We start from the raw sequence: 22,938 nt of genomic DNA, 5'->3' as shown, positions 1-22,938 counted from the left end.
ACCATGAAACAAGAGAAAAAACGCATCTATCTCCGGGCCGCACTGGCGCTGGCCGCTCTGCTGGTGGTGCTGCTGGCACTGGATAACCTGAGCTTTGTGCCCTCCATGCTGCTCACCGTGCTGCGCAAAGGTGCCATCTATGCACTGGTGGCTGTCTCCATGAACCTGCTGAACGGCTTTACCGGCCTGTTCAGTCTGGGTCAGGCAGGTTTTATGCTGCTGGGTGCCTACACCTACGCCATCCTCACCATCCCCGCCGCTTCGCAGAAGTCCATCTATCAGCGCTATGCAAACGGCGGCATCGGCTTCTCCATCCCGGAACTGCTCTCCAAACCTCTAGGCGGCTTCGGCCTGCTGCTGGGTGTTGTGTTCTGCCTGATCCTGGCCGGTTTTATCGCAGCGCTGTTCGCCTTCCTCATCGGCCTGCCGGTGCTGAAGCTGAAAAGCGACTATCTTGCCATTGCTACACTGGGCTTTGCCGAGATCATCCGTGCCGCCGTGGTTTACGAGGGCTTTGGCCCGCTGACCAACGGCTCCAACCTTCTGTACGGCTTTACCAGCTTTGCCAGTTTCAACCTTTCGCTGGGCGGCACGACCCTGCATCTGGAGACCGTGATGCCCTTCCTCTTCTCCGGCATCTGCATCGCCATCATTCTGCTGCTCATCAACTCCACCTATGGCCGTGCCTTCAAAGCCATCCGTGATGACGAGATCGCTGCCGAAGCCATGGGCATCAACCTTGCCAGCCACAAGCGCATGAGCTTTATCATCAGCAGCTTCTTTGCCGGTATCTCCGGCGCAATGCTTGCCATGTATCAGGCCAGCGTGCAGGCCACCACCTTCAAATCCAGCATGACCTACGAGATCCTGCTGATCGTGGTCATTGGCGGCATTGGCTCGGTGTCCGGTTCCATCATCGCGTCCTTCCTGTTCATCGCCAGCTCCGAGTGGCTGCTGCGCTTCCTCGACAACGAGACCTGGATCGGCGGCTTCCGTGTGCCGCTGCTGCGTTCCGGCTTCCGCATGGTGGTGTTCAGCATCATCATTATGGCGGTGGTGCTGTTCTTCCGCAAGGGCATCATGGGTGACCGTGAATTGTTCCAGAAAAAGCCCGCATCCACTGCAAAAACTGCCAAAAAGGAGGCGCGTTCCAAATGAGTGAAAACGTATTGACCATTGAAAACGCCACGATGCAGTTTGGCGGCGTGGTGGCTGTGGACAATCTGAACCTGAAGGTGGATAAAGATCAGATCGTCTCCCTCATCGGCCCCAACGGTGCCGGCAAGACCACCGCGTTCAACGTTGTCACCGGCGTGTATGCGCCCACCAACGGCGCGGTGTGGTTCGAGGGACGCAAGATCATTGAGAACACGCCCCACGGCAAGATGAAAAAGCTCTATAAGGGCCAGAACGCGAGCAAGTATTCCCACATTATCGCCCCCACGCCCGATAAGATCACCCAGATGGGTATTGCCCGCACCTTCCAGAATATCCGTCTATGGAAGAGCCAGACCGTGTTTGAGAACGTGCTCATCGCCAAGCACTGCCGCCGCTCGGCCAACCTGCTGAGCGCTACCTTCCGGCTGAATGCAGACGAGGAAAAGCGCCAGCGCGAGGAGTGCGAAAACCTGCTGCATGTGCTTGGACTTGAGGATGTGCGCAATGAACTGGCTACTGGCCTGCCCTACGGCCTGCAGCGCCGGGTGGAGATCGCGCGCGCGCTTGCCACCGAGCCGAAGCTGCTGCTGCTAGATGAGCCTGCTGCCGGTATGAACCCGCAGGAGACCGAAGAACTGACCGCCTTTATTGACCGCATCCGCACCGATTTCAGACTGACCGTGTTCATGATCGAGCACCACATGGATCTGGTGATGGATATTTCCGACCGGGTCTATGTGCTGGACTTTGGCCGCTTGATCGCCGAGGGTACGCCCGCCGAGGTGCAGAACGACCCGCGAGTGATCGACGCTTATCTGGGGGTGGACGAAGATGCTTGAGATCAAGGATTTACATGTTTCCTATGGCGGCATTCAGGCCTTGCGCGGTGTGTCGCTGAACGTGCCGGACGGCAAGATCGTTACCCTGATCGGTGCCAACGGCGCAGGCAAGTCCACCCTGATGCGCACCATTTCCGGCCTTGTAAAGGCACAGAGCGGCTCCATTTTGTGGAACGGGCAGGAACTGCTGGGCAAGCCCATCGACCAGATCGTGGCCAGCGGCATTGCCATGTCGCCGGAGGGCCGCCGGGTGTTTGCCGACCTGACTGTGCTGGAAAATCTGAAGATCGGCGCATACCTGCGCAAGGATAAGGCCGAAACCGAAAAAGACCTTGAGTGGGTGTACAGTCTGTTCCCCCGCCTGAAGGAGCGCAGCTGGCAGAGCGCCGGCACCCTTTCCGGCGGCGAGCAGCAGATGCTGGCCGTGGGCCGCGCCCTGATGAGCAAGCCGAAGCTGCTCATGCTGGACGAGCCAAGCCTCGGCCTTGCGCCCATCGTGGTGCGGGAGATTTTTGATATCATCCGCACCGTGAACCAGCAGGGCATCACCGTGCTGCTGAACGAACAGAACGCCAACATGGCCCTGAAGGTGGCCGATTACGCCTATGTGCTGGAGACCGGTACCCTGACCCTTTCCGGCACGGGTGCTGAACTGCTGACCAATGAACAGGTCAAGGCCGCATACCTCGGCAAAAAGCGCGTTGACCGCACCTGAAACTTTATAAGAACCGCTAACGGCAGAGAGGGGCTGCTGCAAAACAGCTCCATGAAAAAATAACGCAAAAAAATGCCTCAGTATGGCAGGCGGAACAGGCTCATCATGCAAACAACGAAAAACAGGAAGTTCTCTCCGGTGGGGAACTCCCTGCTGTACATATCGCTATCGCATGTGGCTTTTGGCAGGGTGCGTCCGGGTGGACACGCCCTGTTTTTTACTATGCTTCATCATTTTCTGCGCGCAGCATCCGGTATCCGACACCAACATGGGTCTGGATCAGATGCGGCGCATCCGGGTATCGTTCCAATTTTTTGCGCAGGGATGCCATGTAAACTCGCAAGGAAGCGATGTCATTTTCCTGCGTACTGCCCCATACTTTCTGCGTAAGGGAGGTATGTGTCAGCACCTTGCCCACATTATGCGCCAGCACACACAGCAGTTTGTACTCGATGGGGGTCAGATGCACTTCATTCTCACCCAGCCAGACGCAGCCTGCCGAGAAGTCGATCTTCAAAGGACCATTGACAAAAACCGGACTGTTTATGCCGTCAGAAGCCAGCAGATTCAATCGGCGCTGCGTTACACGCAGTCTTGCCAGCAGCTCGTCCACGGAAAACGGCTTTGTCAGATAATCGTCTGCGCCGTTGTCCAGTGCCTCGATCTTATCAGAATCTTCGCTCCGGGCACTCAGGACGATGATGGGCAGGTTCGACCATGTGCGGACGCTGCGGATGACCTCGATGCCGTCTATATCGGGCAGCCCAAGATCCAGCAGCATGATGTCCGGATTGTGGCTGGTAGTCATCATGATCGCCGTTTCCCCATTGGAAGCAGTCAGATATTTATAGCCGTGGGTCTTCAGGGTCGTTGTGATCAGACACCGTACAGGAACATCATCCTCTACGACCAGAATGGACGGCTTATTCATGAATGTTCACCTCACTTTGCGGCAATGCAAAGGAAAAGACACTGCCATTGGGAATGTTGTCACGCAGGGTCAATGTTCCGCCGTGAGCCGTCAAGATCGCACGGCAGAGGGGCAAGCCCAAGCCAAGGCTGCGGTGGCTGTCTGCGATGCGGCTCTGCCCGGTATAAAACATCTCGAACACCTGTGCTTTTGCGCGATCCGGAATGCCGGGACCGTTATCTGCCACTTCCACTACGACCTGATGGTCTTTCCGGTAAGCCGAAATCTGAATGACCGAGCCCACGGGGGTGTATTTGATGGCGTTATCCACCAGATTGACAACGACCTGCATGATCAGCCGTGCATCCACATTGACAAGAAGGATCTCGTCCCCATACTGTGTTGTGATGGTGTGTTCGCAGCTTTTCCGGTTGACATGATGCAGCGCTTCTTCGATCATTTCGTCCATCAGCTGCGGTGAGATCTGCAGATTCATCCGCCCATCCTCAATGCGAGTGATGGAAAGCAGATTTTCCACTAAACCAATCAGCCATTGTGCATCATCAAAAATATCGGTGCAGATCTTGTTCCGGGTCTCTGTATCCAGCGTTTCTCCGTTGGAAAGCAGATTGCTGGCATTGCCGGAAATGGAGGTCAGCGGGGTGCGCAGGTCATGGGAGATCGTGCGCAGCAGATTTGCCCGCAGCTCTTCATTTTTTGCCTGCACGGTTGCCTGCTCTTTTTCCAGCGCATTTCTGCGGTTTTCGATGGCCAGTGCACCTTCGCCCAGAATGGAAAGCAGCACACTGTTTTCAAAGGCATCCAGCGGTTTTTCGGACAGATCGATCCCGATCACTCCAAACACGCCGCCTCCGGTCCGAAGTGCAAGATAAAGTCCCTTTGCATCCGGGTAGCTATCCGTGCCTGCACCGGAACGCTTTTTGTTGGCAAACGTCCAGTTTGCTGCATCCCGTTCTTCCGGTGCAGAAAAGATGTTTTGCGCCGTTTCCCCGTCAACTCCAAAAACCTGTTCTGCCCCAAGACCTCCGTTTTGTTCCAGGTAGACGATCAGACTCCGGTTCAGCAGCTTCATCAGCTGGGAAGCTGTCAGCGAAAAGATTTCTTCTTCACTTTTGGCTTTCTGTAAAAGCTGATTCGTATCAAATAGTACTTTTGTCCGGAATGCTGCCTGCGCAGACATTTTTGCATGGTCTTTCAACCGTGTCGTCAACGTACAGGTAATAATTGCAGAGGTCAGCATCAGGGCAAACGTAACCTGATAACCGGGGTCATACGCATGGAATGTCAGGCGCGGTTCCGTCAGAAAAAAATTGTACAGCGCAACACTGGCAACAGAGCCCAGCACACCGCAGGTGTAACCGCTGGTACACAATGCGGTGAACAGCATCCCCAGCATATAGAGCATAATAATGTTATAACGCGCAAAGTCCAGCTGCAGGAAAAAGAAGCCGATGAGCGTGATGCAGCTCAGGATGCCTGCGGTGATCAGCAGATCACGGACAGACGGCAGAAGCGGACGGGTGAACAGCTTCCGTCCTGAACCGTAGCCGTTCTCTGCAGAAGCATCCGGGATGATGTAAATATCCAGATTAGGCGCAGTCATCGTCAATTTTTCAGTCAGTGACGGTCCACTCCAGAAATGGCGGCGATGTACGCTGGAGCTCCCCAGTACGATTTTTGTAATGCCGGAGATGCGGGCAAACTCTGCGATCTGCTGCGGAATGTCATCCCCATAGATCGTAGAAATGTCGGCACCTGCCTGCTCTGCCATACGAATGTGCTGCTGCAAGCGCCGACAGTCTTCTTGTCCCATCTGATCCGAATCCGGAGTCCGGACATACAGAGCTGTAAAGGTCCCTCCAAACGCCTTTGCCATCGTTGCTGCCGTCCGCACGATCTTTGCATTGGAGGGAGAGGACGACAGACACGCCAGAATATGTTCAGTGGGTGGGTCGTTCTGATTCATAAAAATCACCTGCCTTGCCCACAGTATAGCACAATTTGATGGTCACGACCACCAGCCACGTCTTTTTCCTTCCTGTTGAAGGATCTCCTTCCGCATGTGATCCAGCGCATCTGCTGCCCAAAAACCACTCAACATGACTCCAAGAACCATCAGTAACAAAACGACATCCATATGATCCGTCCTATCTTTTCAGAGCCGGAAACACTTCTGGATCGATGCGTATTTTCCCAAAACCAGCATACTTTCATCCCGGCACAGCTGCGTATCCGGCGTGATGCTCATATCGAGCTTTCCGTCTTTTTTCAGCGCAAGAATGTTGATGTTATACTTTTTTCGGATATTGATCTCACCGATCGTGCGATCCACCCATTCCGGCGGAATGGTCACTTCCATGATGGCGTGGTCGTCCTGCAGCTCGATATAATCCAGAATGTGTTCGGAGCTGTATCGGATCGCCGCCCACTTTGCCAGCTGCTTTTCCGGGTAGACCACTTCATCCGCACCGTTGCGCAGCAGGAACTTGGCTTGTACATCCCGCTCTGCACGCGAGACCACAAGCTTTGCGCCCAGCTCCTTGAGCAGTGATGTTGTTTCCAGTGAGTTTTGAAAATTGCCGCCGATGGTTACGATACACACATCAAAATTGCCAACACCAAGGGAGCGCAGAAAGTATTCGCTGGTGCTGTCACCGATCTGTGCATTCGTCACATAGGAAAGCACGGCGTTCACACGGTCTTCGTTGCTGTCGATCGCCATGACCTGATGACCCAGCTCATTCAGTTCCTGCGCAATATGGCGGCCAAAACGGCCAAGCCCAATCAAAAGAATCGATTTCATACTTGTCTCCTTTATCCGATTGCGATTTTCTCCTGCGGCAGACGAGAGTGGGCAGGGCTGCTGCCAAATGCCGCATAGATCAACGTCAATCCACCAACACGTCCCAAAAACATCAGTGCGATCAGCACCCCCTGCGAAAGGACCCCCAACTGCGGCGTGATGCCCAATGTCAGACCCACCGTTGCCACAGCCGAAGCAGTCTCATACAGACAGACTGACATCGGCAGCTGCTCGGCCGCAGCAATGACAAAGGCTCCGAGGAAGAACAGCGTCAAATACATCCCTGCGATCGTGGCAGCATTTTTGACCGCAGAACCATCTATGCGCCGCCCGAAAAATTCGGCATCTTCTCTGCGGCGGAAGGTCGCCCACATATTGGCCAGCAGAACGGCAAATGTTGTGGTTTTCATGCCGCCTGCCGTAGAGCCGGGCGAACCGCCTAACAGCATCAGAACCACCATCAATGCCTGTGAAGTGCTGCCCATCGCAGCAAGATCGGCGGTGTTAAAACCGGCAGTACGGGGGGTAACGGATTGGAACATCGACAATAAAATGCGCTGCCGGGCAGAGCCTGCCGTGAACTCGAAGCAATAAAAGTACAGCGTCGGCAGTACCAGAAGAAATGCCGTTGTGACAAGGATCACCTTGCTCTGCATCCGGTAACGGTGAAAATCAAGGCGATATGTACAAATATCCTCCCATGTCAGAAAGCCAAGTCCGCCAAAGACGATCAGGGCCGCGATCACTGTGGTAAGCAATGGGTTTCCTGCATACTGTGTCAGCGAAACAAATTTTGCCCCCTCTGTTCCCAGCAGGTCAAAACCGGCATTGCAGAACGCCGAAATGGAATGAAACAATGCGTACCAGATTCCGCGCAAACCATAATCGGCGCAAAATGTCGGCAGCAGCAGTGCAGCACCGACCAATTCAAACAGGGCGGTGATCCGCAGAATAAAGCCTGTCAGCCGCACGATGCCGCCCATCTGCGGGGCAGCAGTAGCTTCCTGCATCGTGCTGCGCTGCTTGAGGGAGATCTTTCGCCCGGAAAGCAGCGCAAAGGCAGCGCCCACCGTAATGACACCCAGTCCTCCGATCTGAATCAGAAGAAGGATCACGCTTTGCCCAAAAGCCGACCAGTAGCTGCCGGTATCCTGAACCACAAGTCCGGTCACACAAAGGGCAGAGGTGGAGGTAAACAGTGCCTCATGGAACGGTGTGACGCACCGCTGCTGTGCAGCGATCGGGAGCATCAGAAGCAATGCGCCCACCAGATCGACTGCCGCAAAACCTGCAATAATAACCTGAAAAGAAGAAAAACGGTGCCGCTTGTAACGAGGATACTGAATCATAAAAGCTCCTTTACCTATCCGTGTGCATAAAGATTAGCATGGAATAGATAAAAGAGCCGTAAAAAAAATTGTAGAAGTATAAAGATTCCATTAAAATTGATCGATCAACTTTATTGTACCACGGTAGGTTGGCGGGCTTCAAAGGGCATCTTTCACAAAGTTTTCCTCGTGCAATCTGCGCAGAATGCCCAGTACAATTCTTGTGCAAAACTGCCTTTGCAAATTCCAGACAGGCAGGCTATAATGATTTCGTACAACGAGTAGCACTCATGCGTAAAACCGGTTGCATGAGGGCTGCCCGTTGTTTTTGTTTGCCCCAAAATGGAAAGGTAAAGGTGAACCCCATGGAAAGTTCCAATCAATTTCTCGGCACGGAGCGCATCAGCAAGCTGATGCAGAAGTATGCGATTCCGTGCATTATTTCGCTTCTGGTCGGCGCACTGTATAACATCGTGGACCAGATCTTTATTGCAAACGCCAGCTATCTGGGCTCCTACGGCAACGCCGCCAACACCGTTGTGTTCCCGCTTACGGTTGTGGCACTGGCTATTGCCGTGATGATCGGTGACGGCTGCTGCGCCTTCGTCAGTATCAGCCTTGGACAGAACGAAGTTCCCAAGGCAAGGCGGAGCGTCGGCAATGCAGTGGTGATGTGTCTGGTCAGCAGCATTGTGCTGGCCGCGCTCTATCTGATTTTTGCGGACAACATTCTCGCCATGTTCGGCGGAACGGTCAACGCCGAGACCTACCACCACTCCCAGGAGTATTTCTTTTATATCACGCTGGGCGTGCCCTTTTATATGTTTGGGCAGGCCATGAACCCCATCATCCGCGCGGATGGCAACCCCCGGTTTGCCATGATCTCCACCCTTGCGGGTGCGGTGCTGAACATTATTCTGGACCCCGTTTTCATTTTCGGCTTGCGCTGGGGCATGATGGGCGCGGCGGTGGCTACTGTGATCGGTCAGCTGGTCACCGCAGCGCTGGCAGTGTGGTATCTGCTGCACATGAAGATCATCCGTCCTGAAAAGGGCGACTACCGGCTGAAAGGCTCCATCTGCGGCCGCACCCTGACCCTTGGCATGACCAGCTTTCTGTCCCAGATCAGCCTTGTGGCGGCTATGGCAGCCATCAACAACATGATCCGCAAATACGGCGCACTGGACACCGTGTTCGGGCAGGAGCAGTATGCACAGATTCCCATGGCAGTTGTTGGCATCGTGATGAAGTTCTTCCAGATCGTCATCTCCATCGTGGTGGGCATGGCGGCTGGCTGCATCCCCGTGGTGGGTTTCAACATGGGCGCAAAAAAGCCTGCCCGTGTGAAGGAGCTGTTCACAAAACTGCTGCTGGCAGAAGCCACCGTGGGCGCCGTTGCACTGGTGCTGGTGGAGCTGCTTCCCCGGCAGCTCATCGCCCTGTTCGGTGCTGCCAACGAGAGCGTCTACTACACCGATTTTGCAGTGCGCTCCTTCCGCATCTACCTGTGCATGATCATTCTGGCCTGTGTCAACAAGGCCTGCTTCATTTTTTTGCAGGCCATGGGCAAGGCAGTGGAATCCACCGCCCTGTCCATGGTGCGTGAGGTGGTGTTCGGCGTGGGCTTTGCCCTGCTGCTGCCTCGGTTCTTCGGGCTGGACGGCGTGCTGTACTCCATGCCTATGTCGGATATCCTCACCTTCCTGATTGCAGGCTATCTGATCTGCAAAACCTACCGTGAACTGAACCAGAAAGAAGAAGTCTAATGGAAAAACATATCATTACCATCAGCCGCGAGTTTGGCAGCGGCGGCATTAAAAAGAGTGCGGAGATCATTGAAAGTCTTTCATAATTTCCGGCAGTCCCAGAGCCGATAGTGCAAAACGCCGCCCATCTGCGTTCCGTTACGCAGGTGAGCGGCAGTTTTTGTCAATGGAAATTTTTCTCCCATCCCGGAGCAGCAGTTCCACGCAGCCGGTGTCCATGTTACCCACTGTTACTGCTAAAGGGAAACTGCCGTGTAAAACAAAAAAGACAGTAGACAGTCTGCCTCCCGGTAGACATTCCTACAGGTTGGGAACCGCAGCGGAATCTGGTGGTCAGGGCCTTACGGGTTGCGTTTTCTGATTTTTCTGCAGCCCCTTGGCAGGGCTTTGAAAAATCAGAACGCGGCCCCAGCAACTCCTCCCTGTTTCAGCCGCTGGCTGCGGTCGTCGTCGTTGCTGTTCAAGTCCTCTTATCCGCAGTAAAGCAATCCAAATCCGAACCATTTCCCTTTGAAGCAACTTCTGTCGCTTCTCCAAAGGTGACGGTCTGTGTTCCTTCTTTATAATTAAAAGTTATCAAAACCTTATCATCATACAGATAAATCGCATTGATAAACGTATCCACCAGCGCCTGCCGCTGGTCTTTCAGGCTCATGTCCAGCTTGCGAAACCGCAGCAGCCAGAACCGAATGAATTCTTCGGTCACTTTCGGCTTCGTCAGCTTTTCTTCCGCAATGCGGGCTTCAAGCTCACGCTTGGTTTCTTCCAGCTGCTCCAGCCGCTCCTTGGTGGAACTGGTCAGGATTCCAGCTTGAATCGCGTTCAGCATATTCTGGATACCAGATTCCGCATCCCGAAGCTGCTTCTCATAGAGTGGAATGTTGGTGTTCTCCTTATTTTGCAGTTCCATCACCTTGGCGATGATGGATTCCATAGCGGCATCGTCTTTCACAAGCTGCATGGTCTGGTTGACTACCAAATCTTCCAGCCACTGTTTGCGGACGGTCTTTTTCTTGCAGCCCTTGTGCTTTTTGGCAGTAGCACATTTATAGTAGCGGTGAACTTCACCCGTCCGGCTTGTGCCGCTCTCGCCAAACATCAACGCCCCACAGTAGCCGCAGAACAGCTTGGTGGTGAGCAGATAATCGTCCTCTGCCTTTCTACGGGCAGGGGCTTTCTTGTTTTTTGCGATCTTCTCCTGCACATCCTCAAACAGTTCCAGTGGAATGATGGGCGGGATAGCATTCGGCACGACCACATCCCGGAATTTCAGTTCTCCGATGTACCGCCGGTTTTTGAGCATATGTTCGACACTGTTATAAGTGAACGCACCGCCCACCGGGTTCTTGATGCCGTTTTCGTTCAGCCAGTCCCGGATCTCCTTCATGGTGGAGCCTTCATTGTACTTCTTGAATGATTCCAGCACAAAAGGCGAGGTGAGAGGATCAATATGGAACTTCCGCTCGGGATCCAGCGTGTAGCCAAAGGTTCCACGACCACCGTTGCAGCGGCCTTTCAGGATGTTCTCAGTCTGTCCACGCACGACCTTCTCGGCAAGGTCGGCGGAGTAGTATTCCGCATAACCTTCCAGCACCGATTCCAGAATGATGCCTTCCGGCCCCTCGGAGATGATCTCGGTGGCAGACATGAGCTTGACGCCATTCTTCTTCAGTTGGGTCTTGTACCGGGCACTGTCGTAGCGGTTCCGAGCAAAACGGTCCAGCTTCCAGACCAGCACAATGTCAAACAGCTTCTTGTCGCTGTCCTTAATCATCTGCTGGAACTCCGGGCGGTTGTCCGTCTTGGCGGAGATAGCACGGTCAATATAGTGCTTGACGATGGTGATGCCATTTTTCTCGGCATAAGCCGTGCATTCCCGGATCTGGCCTTCGATGGATTCTTCGCGCTGGTTGTCCGAGGAATAGCGAGCATAGATCACGGCGGTCATGGCGGGCACCTCCATTTTATACGTCATTGAACGGTAATACGTTCATCAAAGCAATGTTTCGTATAATGTATATACCACAGTTTTGCCCTGATTGCAAGCCCAATGATTTATTTTCATGATTCCAACAGACAAATTGTCTTAAGATTATATTCCGAGCAAAATGTGAAGTCCAAGCCCGGCCACGCCGCACAGGCACATGGTCAGGATGGGATTCCACTTGAGCTTCCGTAGGACAAAAAATGCCGATGCAAAACTGCCGATGCCGATCCAGTCTACGTTGGCGAGCGTCTTTGCACTCTCTCCGAACACCACCATAGACAGTATAGAAAGACCTGCACCAAAGATAAGCGCTACAATGACCGGACGCAGGCAGGCCAGAACACTTTGCAGCAGAGAAATATCCTTGTATTTACGATAGATGTAGGATAGAAGTGAAACAAAGAACAGCGCCGGTGTAATGCAACCTAGTGTTGCAATGATGGCTCCGGGTACCTGCGCGATACGCAAACCAACAAAAGTTGCCGAGTTGACCGCAATGGGACCAGGGGTCATTTCTGCAATCGTGATGAGGTCAGTAAACTCCTGCATCGTCAGCCAGCCATGTTGTTCCACCACTTGGCTCTGGATCAGGGGCATGGCCGCATAGCCGCCGCCTACGCTGAACATACCCACCTGCAAAAAGCTGAGAAAAAGCTGTAAGTAGATCATTTTGCACCACCTTTTTTCCACTGGACCAGAGCCAGCACCACGCCGAATACTGCAGCGGCAAGGATGACCACCACCACATTGACATCAAACACCGTATTTGCGACAAACGCTGCGACCATCAGGGCAATATACACCCATGAGCGGGTCTTCAGCACCTTGCCGCCGAGGTCGAATACAACATCCAGAATGACCGCCACCACACCAGCCTGCATTCCCTTGAGTAACAACGCGATATAGCGATTGGTGGCAAAAGCATTGTAGAACACAGAAATGACTGAAAGAATGACCATAGGTGGGATGATGGTGCCCAACACTGCCACGATCATTCCAATCAAGCCTTCTACCTGCCAGCCTACCAGAATTGCAGCATTGACCGCGATTGCGCCCGGAGAGGACTGCGCCAACGCTGTCATATCCAGCATTTCCTGTTCATCGATCCAGTGCAGCTCATCTACAAATTTTTTCTTCATAAAGGTCACGATGACAAAGCCGCCGCCGAAGGTAAAGCTGCTAATGTACAGCGTACTCAAAAACAGCTTCCAAAGCCGTGCTAACCGTGTACCGTATGTTTTATTTTCATCCATACAAGTTTTCTTCTCCTTTTTTTGATTTTCGGACAACTATATTCGTTTTCTTACTATTTCAAACAGCTTTTAACTGTTACTGCTTGCGAAAGCCCATATTTTCCGGTATCCTTGTTTTAAGAACTGCGAAGCACGGAGGGAATCTCTATGAAACATAATACATTTCTCGTCAAGCCAGCGTCCAGTCTGTGCAATCTGCACTGCCGGTACTGCTTTTATGACGATGTTTCCAGCAGCCGAACCTGCAAAAATATGGGCCTGCTCTCCCATGAAATGGCAAAGGAGCTGATTGAAAAGGCATTTGCGGCCACAGAAGAGGGCGGAAGTGTTCATTTTTTGTTTCAAGGCGGTGAACCAACGCTTGCCGGACTGGATTTCTTCCGTTTTTTTCTGGAGACGGAGCGCACCCTGCACCGTAACATTTCCGTGTTTCACAGCATCCAGACGAACGGCATCTGTCTGAACGAAGAATGGGCTTCTTTTTTTAAGTCCAATTCTTTCCTAGTAGGTCTTTCTTTGGATGGCACTCAGGAAAACCATGATATGTACCGTCTGGATGCGGCCGGACGCGGCACATGGGACGCAGTGACCCGCTCACTTGCTTTGCTTGATGCCTATGGCGTTGAAACGAATCTGCTCTGTGTTGTAACCGGACAACTGGCCCGAAAGCCGCAGCGGGCGTTCAAAAGCCTCTGCGAACTAGGACTGCACAATCTGCAATTCATCCCATGCCTTGACCCGCTTGACACGATTGGTGGGCAGGCATATTCCCTAACGCCGGAACTCTATGGCCGTTTTCTGTGCGGCATTTTTGATGTTTGGTATCAGCAGCTGCAGCAGGGACATTATATCAGCATCCGTAATTTCGAAGATTATCTGCGCATCTTGCTGGGAATGCCGCCGACCTCCTGTGCATCCTCCGGCTCCTGTGGACACTATCTTGCAGTAGAGGGTGACGGAAGTCTTTATCCCTGCGATTTTTATGTTCTGGACGAGTGGAAACTTGGGGAGATAAAACATTGCACAGTTGAGCAGGCGCTTAATTCCCCCACCAGCCAAATGTTTCTGGCACAGGGCCACAAGCGGCCCGCAGAATGTGCAGCCTGTGCTTACCGGCTGCTCTGCCGGGGTGGCTGCAAGCGCGACTGGGATGCCTCCGGAAGCAACCGATTCTGCGCAGCATACAAACATTTTTTCGCCTATGCTCTTCCACGTCTGCAAACCGCTGCGCGTTTTCTCGCACAACAGAACCGATAAAGAGATTCTCCCGAAGGCATTTATGGCCTCCGGGAGAATTTTTATTTTGCCTTCTGAATCTTCCGGATGGAGTGTCCATCATAGAGGATGGGCTTCATCACATAAGTGTAATTCCGGTCATCACATTCGCCGGTGGAAATCATCTCCATGAGACGCAGCGCAAGCTGGCGTCCCATTTCAAAGCCTTGTTCCACAGAACAGGTAACATCCTCCTGTCGATACGTCTCTTCCGAATAGTCAAAACAGACCAGCGAATAATCCTTCGGAACCGTCTTGCCCATTTTCTGCAAAGTCTTTATCACCAGACGATAGATGATATAGTTGCAGCAAACGATCGCCGTACATTTTGGAATGCCTTTCAAGAATTTTTCAATCGCGCGAACGTAGCTTTCGTTGTGCGCCTCGTCGGAAATGCACCATTTGATGTAATCGTCCTTCAGCTCCAGCCCGCTGTCCCGCATCGCTTCCGCCATGCCTTGAAACTTTTCGACACTTTGGTAGTTGTCGTACACGAATATCCCGGCAATATTGCTATGTCCGGCATCGATCAGGCGCCCTATCAACTGATGCGCACATTCAATATCATTGATGGTCACACGCGGACAGCGCAGATTCCGATAAAAATTGTTGTAGAATATCACCGGAATTTTGCGCCGATAAAGTTCCTTGTAGCAGTCAAGATTCGGGCTGAGGATACTCGACTTAACACCGTCCACGATAAAGCCATGAAAATTCTGATGCACCACTGTTTCCAGACAGCGGCGTTCGTTGCAGAACTTGTTATCGGTCAGAAATACGTGCAGATCCACCCGTTCCTGTGTCAGAACGCTGCGCACACCCTCAATCAGCCCCGAATTTGCACTCGTATCCTGACCTTGCAAAACAAGGCCGATCTTATAAAGTGCATCCTCGGTGTTCAAATCGCGCGTCATCACCTTTTCCCGGTGGAAATAGGTGCCGCTCCCTTTGACTTTGTACACGATTCCTTCATTCACCAATCGGTCAATGGCAACTCGAATCGTTTCCCGGCTGACGCCCAGCTTTCGGCAGAGTGCATTTTCCGAGGGCAGTCGTTGATTTCCAGAAAACTTGTTTTCGTCGATATAAGCCAGAAGCCAACGATATACCTGAGCAGATTTTTTCTCAGCAGCCGAGAGCATGGGCAAACGCTCCTTTTCAGTCGGTGATGGTGGGGCGGGTGCCTTCTGCGTGCTGTATCCAGTTCAGCAAGCGCTCACGAAGCTCCGCTTTGACGTCGGCGTATGCAGGATCTGCGACAACATTGTTCAGCTGCCACGGGTCTTTCTGCATATCATAGAGGAAGTCGTCCGCATACACATCAGATGCCGCAGCCTCGCCGCCATTGACACCGGGGGCATAGACAGAGTACATATAATCTGCCGTGCGGATGCAGCGGCCGCAGCGGCTCTCCGAGATTTGGGCGTAGACCTCATTAGCTCTATTATGATTTTTCTTTTCCACAACGTCAAGCAGATTTTCGCCGATCATCTTGTCGCCGACATCCACGCCTGCCAAAGCCAACAGAGTCTTGGGGATGCTCTCGGTGCTGACCAGCTCGGTGACTTCCTTGCCGCCCTTGAACGGGCCGCCGCAGATGACCAGCGGCACATGCAGGCAGCCGTCGTGGCACGAGCGCTTATAGTCATCGTATCCGTTCAGATGGGCGTCGCGGTTGCGGGTCTTGAAATGAGAGCCATGGTCGGAAGCGTAAAGGATAACAGTATTCTCATACAGACCCTTTTCTTTCAGTTTTTCCACCAGCTTGCCGAGGTTCTCGTCGAGGCTTGCGCACTGTCCCAGATAATCCGGATACTCTTCTGCTGCATTGCCGCCCAGAGCCTTCAAGTCTTCGGGGAGGACAAAATCCGCAAATCGCTGCTTCGAGCCGTTGGGGCCTTCGTAGTGGTTGTGGTCATTCTGATGGTGCGGCTCAATTTGGGATACGGTCATGAAGAAGGGCTTTTCGCCGGTGTACTGGTCGAGGTAGTCCAGCGCGAACTGGTTGATGCAGTCAGCACGGTAGCCCTTAAAATCGATGCGGTTGTTGTTCTCGTCGAACACATAGCCGTCGTAGCCGTGGGAGGTAAATTCCAGCACATCGGCTGCACGCCAGTAGCCGGTGTAGCCGCCGCGCAACTCCAACGGAACGGCTGTAATGGTATGGTCAATGGTCGGCTTCTTTTCCAGCTCGCCATCCGAGGCCAGATGCCACTTGCCGACATAGGCAGTTTCGTAGCCGGCATCTTTTTCCATATACTCGCCCAGAGTCTTGATATTCGAGGGCAGCATCAGGTTATTGCGGAAACAGCCTGTCTCAGTGGGGTATTTTCCGGTCTGGAACAGGGCGCGGCAAGGGCCGCACACCGGCTGGGGAGAGAAAGCATTGTCAAATTTTACGCCCTCCTCTGCCAGCTTGTCCAGATTGGGTGTGACGTTGAGCGGCTGGCCGAAGCAGCCGCAGGTATCCCAGCGCTGCTGGTCACTGAAGTAGAAAATAATGTTATATGCCACGGTCTTTACCTCCTTTTACTGTTCCACTTTCGCGTTCTTCGTTTCCTTCATCTTGCCGCGCAGGATGCCGATGATAACCACCACGATTAGCGCGATAAAAATCCAGCAATACACACTGCTGAAGAAGATTTTGGGACTTCCATCCGAGATGAGCAGGGCGCGGCGGAAGTTCGTCTCGGTCATATTGGCCAGCACCATGCCCAGCAGCACAGGGACAGCGGGCAGCTCCAGCTTGCGCATGAACCACGCCATCACGCCGAACACCAGCGCAACGCTCAAATCAAAATAGCTGCTGTTCACCGAGTAAGCACCGGCGAAACAGAAAATCACGATGATGGGGGTCAAGATCTGCTGAGGGATGGAGACGACCTTTGCAAACAGGCTAGTCAGGTATTTGCCCTGCAGGAACATGAAGATGTTCACGAGGATAAGGCCCAGCATGATGGCATACATGATAGCGCCGTCGGTGGTGAACAGCGAGAGACCGGGGTTCAGGCCATTTATCATCAGGGCCGACAACATGATGGCCACGCAGCCGTCGCCGGGGATGCCCAGCGTCAGCAAGGGAATCAGGGTCGCGCCACAGACGGCATTGTTGGCAGACTCAGCAGCCGCAACGCCCTCCACAGAACCGTGGCCGAATTCCTCGGGATGCTTGGACAGGTTCTTCGCAGTGTTGTAGGAGAACCACGAGGCCTCCGACGCACCCGTGCCAGGTACGATACCAACACAGGAACCGATGATAGAACCCATCAGCACTGGTCGGAACATCCGCTTGTATTCATCTTTTGTGATTTTGCCGTCATCATTGCCGATTTTTCCGGCGTGAAGGTTCAACTCATTCCGCTTCAGCTCTGCCTTGCCAATGATTTCCACCAGTGCGAACAAACCGATGAGGGTAACGGCAAGGTCAAGACCCAGATACAGACGGGGAATACCAAATGTAAAGCGGTCATAGCTGGTCATGGGGTCTGCGCCCACACAGGAAATAAGCAAACCAAGGCAGGCGGCGATGATGCCCTTGACAAGGCTCTTACCAGAAACGCCTGCAATAATCGTCATGCCGAACAGGCAGACCATAAAGTACTCCGCCGTGCCGAGCTGTGCCGAAATTTTTGCGACCTGAGGGCCGAGGAAGAGCAGCACCAACGCAGAGAAGATACCGCCAAAGGTAGATGCATAAAGTGCAATTTTCAACGCCGCCTTAGTGCGGCCCATTTTGGACAGCGGATAGCCGTCCAGCATAGTAGCCGCCGCGTGGGGCGTACCCGGCGTGTTGATAAGGATAGCCGATACCGAGCCACCATAGCCGCCTGCGCAGTAAATGCCCAACAGGAACATCATGCCGGGAATCGCACGCATGGTATAAGTGACAGGCAGGAATAGGATGATGCAGAGGATAACACTTAATCCCGGGATGGCCGCGAACACGCAGCCAATAAAGACGCCGAGGTTTATCCAGATGATATTTTCGAGGGTGAAAAGCAGCCCGGAGGCCGGGCCGATAAAGTCAAACAAACCCATATTCTGCCTCCTCAGAAACTAACATTCAGCACAAAGTGGAATACGACCCAAATCAACACAGCCATTGAAACTGTGATGGCATAGTAAAGGGGTTTCTTGCAGCGGAAAAAGACCAGAAATGCCAGTGCGCAGAATACAGCGCCCACAACAAACAGATCCGTGACCTCTGCCAGCAGATAAGTGACCACCAGAATGAGGACGATGACGAGTGCTTTTGTTTCCACCAAAAGATTCAGCGTTTTAGTTTTGGTCGGGCGGTGCATCACCATGTTGTATGCCTCGCGGCCCACCAGAAGGGCGCTCATGGCCAGCATGAGCCAAATCAGCATCGTCGGGAAAGCGCGGCCATTCACAACGTCTTTTTCCGAGATCTGCACCTGCTGCGGCATGATGAGCAGCAGCACGATGCCAATGACCAGAAACAGAATGCCGCAAATCAGGTCTACCGGGTACTCGATGTTCTTCTGTTCGAGCTTTGCGCCCCATTCATCCAGTTTTGCTTCGGCACGTTCTATCAGATTTTTCACTTGTTTCAACTCCTTTTGAAAACATAAAAGCAGGGAGAAGGGGATGTCCCCGTTCCCCCTGCTTCAGCTTTTTGTCGCTATGAGGGCTTTTTATCAGCCTGCCACGATGTCCTTATACTGCTCGACAATGCTCTTGACGTTCTCAATGTGAGCCTTCACATCGTCCTCGGTCATGGTATCGACTTCCAGCAGCATGGTGTCGTTCAGCCACTCGACCATCTCATCATCGGCGAGGATCTTATCATACAGCTCTTTCAGCTCGGCAACCTTTGCGGCGTCAGTACCTTTGCGAGCCATGACGAAGCAGCGGTTGCGGAAGTAGGGGTAGCCCTTGGAGCCAACGCCCTCAACGCCTGCGAAGGGGCCGTTTTCGATAGCCTTGTCATCGAATGCGCAAACCACATCAACGCCGCCCTGCTGGTAGGTCTCAAGAATCTGAGACTGGTGAGAGACCGCGAAGTTCGTTTCACCCTTAGCTACAGCCTGTGCAGCCTCCGCAGCGGACTGGTACGGAGTCAGTTTCAGCTGGTCGCCGGCACCCATAGAGCCGAACAGAGCCGCTGCCAGGAAAGCCTCGGAGCCGGTAGCGCCGTTAACGGCCACGGATACGGGGTTGCCTGCCTTGACATAGGCCTCCAGATCGTCCAGATTCTTGAGGTTCAGTGAAGAATCAGCGGACAGGACGAAGACGGAGGAGTACAAGTTCTCCACGAACTCGAAATCGTCGTAGCTGAACTGCAGCTTGGCCGGATCCAGAGTCTCGGTAATGGCGAACAGACCCTCACCGGCGAAGACCAGTTCCTTATCATTTGCCTTAGTACTGGACACCCAAGTGTTGACAGTAGCAGCATCGCCCTTGACGGCTTCAGCAACCAGTGTGATTTTATTATCAGAATAATCAGGGGACTTGGCAGCAGCCTTTTGGCTGACCATCGCTGCTACACCAGACGGTGCCCACGGGCAGGTAACTTTCCAGCTCTCCTGTTTGCTTCCGCAGCCGGTAAGCATCGACAAAGCAAGGACACCGGCGGTGACCAACGCCGCAATACGCTTTTTCATCATTTTACTCTCCTTTTTTGTTTTGCCTTTTCGTGTGGTAGCAAGCACTTCACCGTGCTTTTGTTACCAACAAGATAACATTTCAAGCAATTTTAAGTCAACAAATTTTTTTATTTTACAAAAAAAGTTGTCTGGCAAAAGAGCTAAATGACCACATCTGTATTTTGCTGTAGAAAACTTATTGTGCATATTGCACATCCGCTTGAATCATCTTTGTGCAGCTTAAATTCTTTCATGATGTAAAGTGTATCATATTCATAATAGAAGTCTTACTATTGTCTCCATTCATCAATAATTTCTTCGGAATCATCTTGACGTACCTTACGAACCATGATATTCTCTATCACAAATCCCACTGAACTTGTAGATTGATTGCAAATCTTCTGCAAAAGTGGTTGGTTATCACCGTGAGACCCACCACTTCAGTGAGGGAAAGTCCGCAAAAGAATTTACCGCCCCGCAACACACCCGATTCATTTTGCCGCTGTTTCACCCGACAAAATCCATCGCTATGCTGCATGGGCGGTATTTTTCTTTTACGGGAAACGCACCTTGAAAATCTCATGAGCCGTCCGAACGTGATACCGACTTTCCGTCAACGCCGCTGCACAAACAGGGGTAGGAACTTCGTTCGGAGCAAACGGTGACCCCATTACATGAGCAGCACAACCTCTACTTGTTTTTTTGCGTCTTAACAATTCGGAAACAATTACCCAGAAACGGTTTTGAGCGCAGCGGTAGAGGGCAAGAATCGTCCCGTGGCCACAAATTTTCAATTCTTGAAAATGTTGTGCTCCACCGGGACTTCACATCTGCAACTCTTGCGAGTTTTGATGTGATCTTGTTGGGGCGTACCTGCCCCAAACCCTGCTCATATTCGCACCTTGCGGTGCGAAAGAACGGCGTGTCGTGCTTACATAGCTCCACCGAGGAGCTAGCGAAACGACAGGAGGTTCAATGAACAAAACGAATGTCAAAACGAAACCCAGCACGACCCACCGCCACGACACGCCGAACAACAAAACGCACATCATCAAGTTCCGTGTGACGGAAACTGAAAAGATGGAACTCCAATGCACAGCAAAACTCCTTCATCTCTCCCTGTCCACCCTCATCCGCCGTGCGCTGCACAATGCGAAGATCGAGCGCACCGTTGTCGTTGCCGGCGGCGGAGAAGAAACCCTGACTGCCGTTTCCACTCTGCTTGCCCAGTGCAGCAGGGTGGGCGGAAACCTCAACCAGCTTGCAAGGCACTTCAATTCCGGCGGTGCAGACACCGAGCAGATCCGGGCGAAAATCCTTGACGAACTTGCAGACCTGACCGCATTTCGGCTGCACGCCGAGAAAGTTCTGGGTAAACTGTATGGCAACGCTGAAGCATATCGCCTCTAAAAATTCGGACTACTCTGCCGCTGAGACCTATCTGGTTTACCAGCACGATGAATTTTCCGGCAAGAAAATTCTGGATGAACAGAGCAGACCCAAGCTGCGGGAATCGTACATTCTGGACACCCTTGAATGCGGCGAAGCCTCGTTTGCAATGGCCTGCCTGCTGGCAAACCGGAAGTACGACAAGAACAACCACCCGGATGACATCAAGAGTCACCAGTATATCATCAGCTTCGACCCGCGGGATGCAGCCGAAAATGGGCTGACGATGGAAAAGGCACAGGCCCTCGGCCTGAACTTCTGCAAAGAGAACTTTCCCGGTCATCCTGCTATCGTCTGCACCCACCCGGACGGACACAACCATTCGGGAAATATCCATGTCCACATCGTGATCGGCAGCGTCCGGACACGAGAAGTGGAGCGCAAGCCCTATATGCAAAAGCCCCGTGACTGGCGTGAGGGCATGAAGCATTCCAGCACAGCCCAGACCATGCGGCACCTGCGTGTCGCAGTCATGGAAATGTGTCAGGATGCCAAGCTGTACCAGATCGACCTGCTCAGCTCGAAAAAGCGTGTGAGCGAGCGTGAATACTGGATGAAACGGCGCAGTCAAATGAAACTCGACCGTGAAAACGCTGCCCTGCTTGCCGCCGGACAGCAGCCTACACAAACGGAGTTTGAAACCGCAAAGGAGACTTTGCGGAAACAGATCTCGGATGTGCTGGACAATGCAGCGAGCTTTGAAGATTTCTCGGACAGGCTCTTGCAGCAGTACGGCATCACGGTCAAGAAAAGCCGTGGGCGGCTCAGCTACCTGCCAGCCGGAAGAAAGAAGTTTATCCGGGCGCACAGCCTCGGTGACAAGTTTGAGAAAGAACTCGTGCTTGCCACCTTGAAAGAAAATGCCAAGAGCCAGCCCATTATCCTCCACAGCAATCTTGAGGAAAAACCCGACCGAATCAAGAAGCTGGTGGACATTCAGGCAAAACTGAAGCAGGGCAAGGGCATCGGCTATGAGCGTTGGGCGAAGAAGCACAACCTCAAAGCCATGGCGCAGACCTTGATTCTTTTGCAGGAGAAAGGTCTGCTCAACGAGGACGCACTCGACCAGAGAATTGCAGAGCTTGACACCAAGTTCCATGAATCGCTGGCCGTAGTGAAAGACCTCGAAACCCGCATGGCAAACAACCAAACACTGCGCCGTTATGCTGCTTCCTACAAGCAGTACCGACCGCTCGCGCAGAAACGGAACGCTGCCAAATCCCCCGCAACCTTTGAAGAACAGCATCGTGCAGAGCTGACAGCATACCGGACAGCAGCAGCCTATCTCAAGGCAAACAACATCACTAAACTGCCAAGTCCGAACAAGCTGGAAGCGGAATACTGCGCTCTTGCTTCCGAAAAGGCCCAGTTCTATGAGCAGTACAAGGAAGCCAAGATCGAACTGCTCAAGCTGAAAGATGCAAAACAGAATGTTGCCCTGTTCTTCCGGGAGGACGAACGGACGCAACATCACGAGAGATAAGGAGTTGTGCGTATGATCAATCTGAAAATCGACCCGGAGTTCCAGAATCAGATCCCGCCGCTGACGGACGATGAGTACAAGCAGCTTGAAGAAAACATCCTCAAGGAAGGCAAGCTGCTCTCTCCTTTGATCGTCTGGAACAACACCCTCGTTGACGGCCACAATCGTTATGCAATTCTCCAGAAGCACCCGGAGATTTGCTTTTCCACCATGCCGCTCCGATTTGAAAGCAGAGAAGAAGTCCTCGCATGGATCTGCAAGAATCAGTTGGGGCGGCGCAACCTCACCCCGGAGCAGAAGCTGTTCCTCATCGGGAAGCAATATGAAGCGGAAAAATCCTCTCAT

At 52.8% G+C, this 22,938-nt stretch carries 19 protein-coding genes and 1 pseudogene; 8 read left to right on the top strand and 12 right to left on the bottom strand.

The genetic code is table 11. From position 1 onward, the window contains the following. The first annotated feature begins 3 nt into the window (after positions 1–3). Genes GKG36_RS02350 through GKG36_RS02340 form a run of 3 tightly spaced genes read left to right on the top strand, consistent with a single transcriptional unit; the run spans position 4 to position 2,712 of the window. Positions 4–1,158, top strand: coding sequence for a branched-chain amino acid ABC transporter permease (locus tag GKG36_RS02350; protein ID WP_242821953.1), 1,155 nt, complete (start codon positions 4–6; stop codon positions 1,156–1,158). After that, positions 1,155–1,997, top strand: coding sequence for an ABC transporter ATP-binding protein (locus GKG36_RS02345; protein ID WP_154258928.1), 843 nt, complete (start codon positions 1,155–1,157; stop codon positions 1,995–1,997). Before GKG36_RS02350 ends, GKG36_RS02345 begins: the two co-directional genes overlap by 4 nt. Next, the gene (locus GKG36_RS02340; RefSeq protein ID WP_097775012.1) at positions 1,990–2,712 is read left to right on the top strand and encodes an ABC transporter ATP-binding protein; all 723 of its coding nucleotides are present in this window, start codon (positions 1,990–1,992) and stop codon (positions 2,710–2,712) included. The genes GKG36_RS02345 and GKG36_RS02340 overlap by 8 nt, the downstream gene beginning before the upstream one ends. A 220-nt stretch (positions 2,713–2,932) precedes the next feature. Here GKG36_RS02340 and GKG36_RS02335 read toward each other — a convergent pair whose 3' ends face one another. The 4 genes from GKG36_RS02335 to GKG36_RS02320 form a co-directional block, all read right to left on the bottom strand. Continuing rightward, positions 2,933–3,643 (bottom strand): response regulator transcription factor, encoded by a 711-nt coding sequence (locus tag GKG36_RS02335; RefSeq protein WP_097775011.1) that lies wholly within the window; start codon positions 3,641–3,643, stop codon positions 2,933–2,935. Next, on the bottom strand, positions 3,636–5,519 hold the full coding sequence (locus GKG36_RS02330) for a DUF4118 domain-containing protein (protein ID WP_154259340.1): 1,884 nt from the start codon (positions 5,517–5,519) through the stop codon (positions 3,636–3,638). Before GKG36_RS02330 ends, GKG36_RS02335 begins: the two co-directional genes overlap by 8 nt. 279 nt (positions 5,520–5,798) lie before the next feature. Then, positions 5,799–6,446, bottom strand: a complete 648-nt coding sequence (locus tag GKG36_RS02325) for a TrkA family potassium uptake protein (protein ID WP_097781475.1) — start codon at positions 6,444–6,446, stop codon at positions 5,799–5,801. A gap of 11 nt (positions 6,447–6,457) precedes the next feature. Next, positions 6,458–7,795: a potassium transporter TrkG gene (locus GKG36_RS02320; protein WP_154258926.1), complete on the bottom strand. Its 1,338-nt coding sequence runs from the start codon at positions 7,793–7,795 to the stop codon at positions 6,458–6,460. 344 nt (positions 7,796–8,139) lie between these two features. On the opposite strand from GKG36_RS02320, the gene GKG36_RS02315 reads away from it, so the two are divergent. Further along, entirely contained in the window at positions 8,140–9,540 is a 1,401-nt protein-coding gene (locus tag GKG36_RS02315) for an MATE family efflux transporter (protein ID WP_154258925.1), read from the top strand. 460 nt (positions 9,541–10,000) lie between these two features. Here GKG36_RS02315 and GKG36_RS02310 read toward each other — a convergent pair whose 3' ends face one another. The 3 genes from GKG36_RS02310 to GKG36_RS02300 form a co-directional block, all read right to left on the bottom strand. Continuing rightward, positions 10,001–11,488: a recombinase family protein gene (locus GKG36_RS02310; protein ID WP_154258923.1), complete on the bottom strand. Its 1,488-nt coding sequence runs from the start codon at positions 11,486–11,488 to the stop codon at positions 10,001–10,003. Positions 11,489–11,632: 144 nt separating this feature from the next. After that, a complete protein-coding gene (locus tag GKG36_RS02305; protein WP_015536709.1) occupies positions 11,633–12,196 on the bottom strand; it encodes a chromate transporter in 564 nt (187 codons plus the stop codon). After that, entirely contained in the window at positions 12,193–12,780 is a 588-nt protein-coding gene (locus GKG36_RS02300; protein ID WP_154258921.1) for a chromate transporter, read from the bottom strand. Before GKG36_RS02300 ends, GKG36_RS02305 begins: the two co-directional genes overlap by 4 nt. A gap of 147 nt (positions 12,781–12,927) precedes the next feature. On the opposite strand from GKG36_RS02300, the gene GKG36_RS02295 reads away from it, so the two are divergent. Continuing rightward, positions 12,928–14,037, top strand: coding sequence for an anaerobic sulfatase maturase (locus tag GKG36_RS02295; protein WP_154258919.1), 1,110 nt, complete (start codon positions 12,928–12,930; stop codon positions 14,035–14,037). Between the two features lie 41 nt (positions 14,038–14,078). On the opposite strand, the gene GKG36_RS02290 is transcribed toward GKG36_RS02295, so the two are convergent. The 5 genes from GKG36_RS02290 to GKG36_RS02270 all read right to left on the bottom strand — a co-directional run bounded on the left by GKG36_RS02290 (position 14,079) and on the right by GKG36_RS02270 (position 19,682). Continuing rightward, the gene (locus tag GKG36_RS02290) at positions 14,079–15,197 is read right to left on the bottom strand and encodes a GntR family transcriptional regulator (RefSeq protein WP_154258917.1); all 1,119 of its coding nucleotides are present in this window, start codon (positions 15,195–15,197) and stop codon (positions 14,079–14,081) included. 16 nt (positions 15,198–15,213) lie between these two features. After that, the gene (locus GKG36_RS02285; protein WP_097776425.1) at positions 15,214–16,569 is read right to left on the bottom strand and encodes a sulfatase-like hydrolase/transferase; all 1,356 of its coding nucleotides are present in this window, start codon (positions 16,567–16,569) and stop codon (positions 15,214–15,216) included. A gap of 15 nt (positions 16,570–16,584) precedes the next feature. Next, a complete protein-coding gene (locus GKG36_RS02280; RefSeq protein WP_154258915.1) occupies positions 16,585–18,093 on the bottom strand; it encodes a tripartite tricarboxylate transporter permease in 1,509 nt (502 codons plus the stop codon). 11 nt (positions 18,094–18,104) lie between these two features. Beyond that, complete coding sequence (locus GKG36_RS02275; RefSeq protein ID WP_113991662.1) at positions 18,105–18,620, bottom strand: tripartite tricarboxylate transporter TctB family protein; 516 nt, start codon at positions 18,618–18,620, stop codon at positions 18,105–18,107. 93 nt (positions 18,621–18,713) lie between these two features. Further along, on the bottom strand, positions 18,714–19,682 hold the full coding sequence (locus tag GKG36_RS02270; RefSeq protein ID WP_005941123.1) for a tripartite tricarboxylate transporter substrate-binding protein: 969 nt from the start codon (positions 19,680–19,682) through the stop codon (positions 18,714–18,716). A gap of 954 nt (positions 19,683–20,636) precedes the next feature. On the opposite strand from GKG36_RS02270, the gene GKG36_RS02265 reads away from it, so the two are divergent. The 3 genes and pseudogenes from GKG36_RS02265 to GKG36_RS02255 form a co-directional block, all read left to right on the top strand. Continuing rightward, on the top strand, positions 20,637–21,071 hold the full coding sequence (locus tag GKG36_RS02265) for a plasmid mobilization relaxosome protein MobC (protein WP_154258913.1): 435 nt from the start codon (positions 20,637–20,639) through the stop codon (positions 21,069–21,071). Beyond that, positions 21,043–22,593 carry a relaxase/mobilization nuclease domain-containing protein gene (locus tag GKG36_RS02260; RefSeq protein WP_112144086.1) on the top strand — a complete coding sequence of 517 codons (1,551 nt, stop codon included), beginning with the start codon at positions 21,043–21,045 and terminating at the stop codon, positions 22,591–22,593. Before GKG36_RS02265 ends, GKG36_RS02260 begins: the two co-directional genes overlap by 29 nt. A 12-nt stretch (positions 22,594–22,605) precedes the next feature. Next, positions 22,606–22,938, top strand: a pseudogene (locus GKG36_RS02255) (hypothetical protein); the annotation flags it as partial.

The sequence above is a fragment of the Faecalibacterium sp. BIOML-A1 genome, from assembly GCF_009679715.1.
GTDB lineage: Bacteria > Bacillota > Clostridia > Oscillospirales > Ruminococcaceae > Faecalibacterium > Faecalibacterium taiwanense.
Note: the sequence above shows the minus strand (reverse complement) of the source record. Positions and strands in the feature narration are given on the sequence as shown.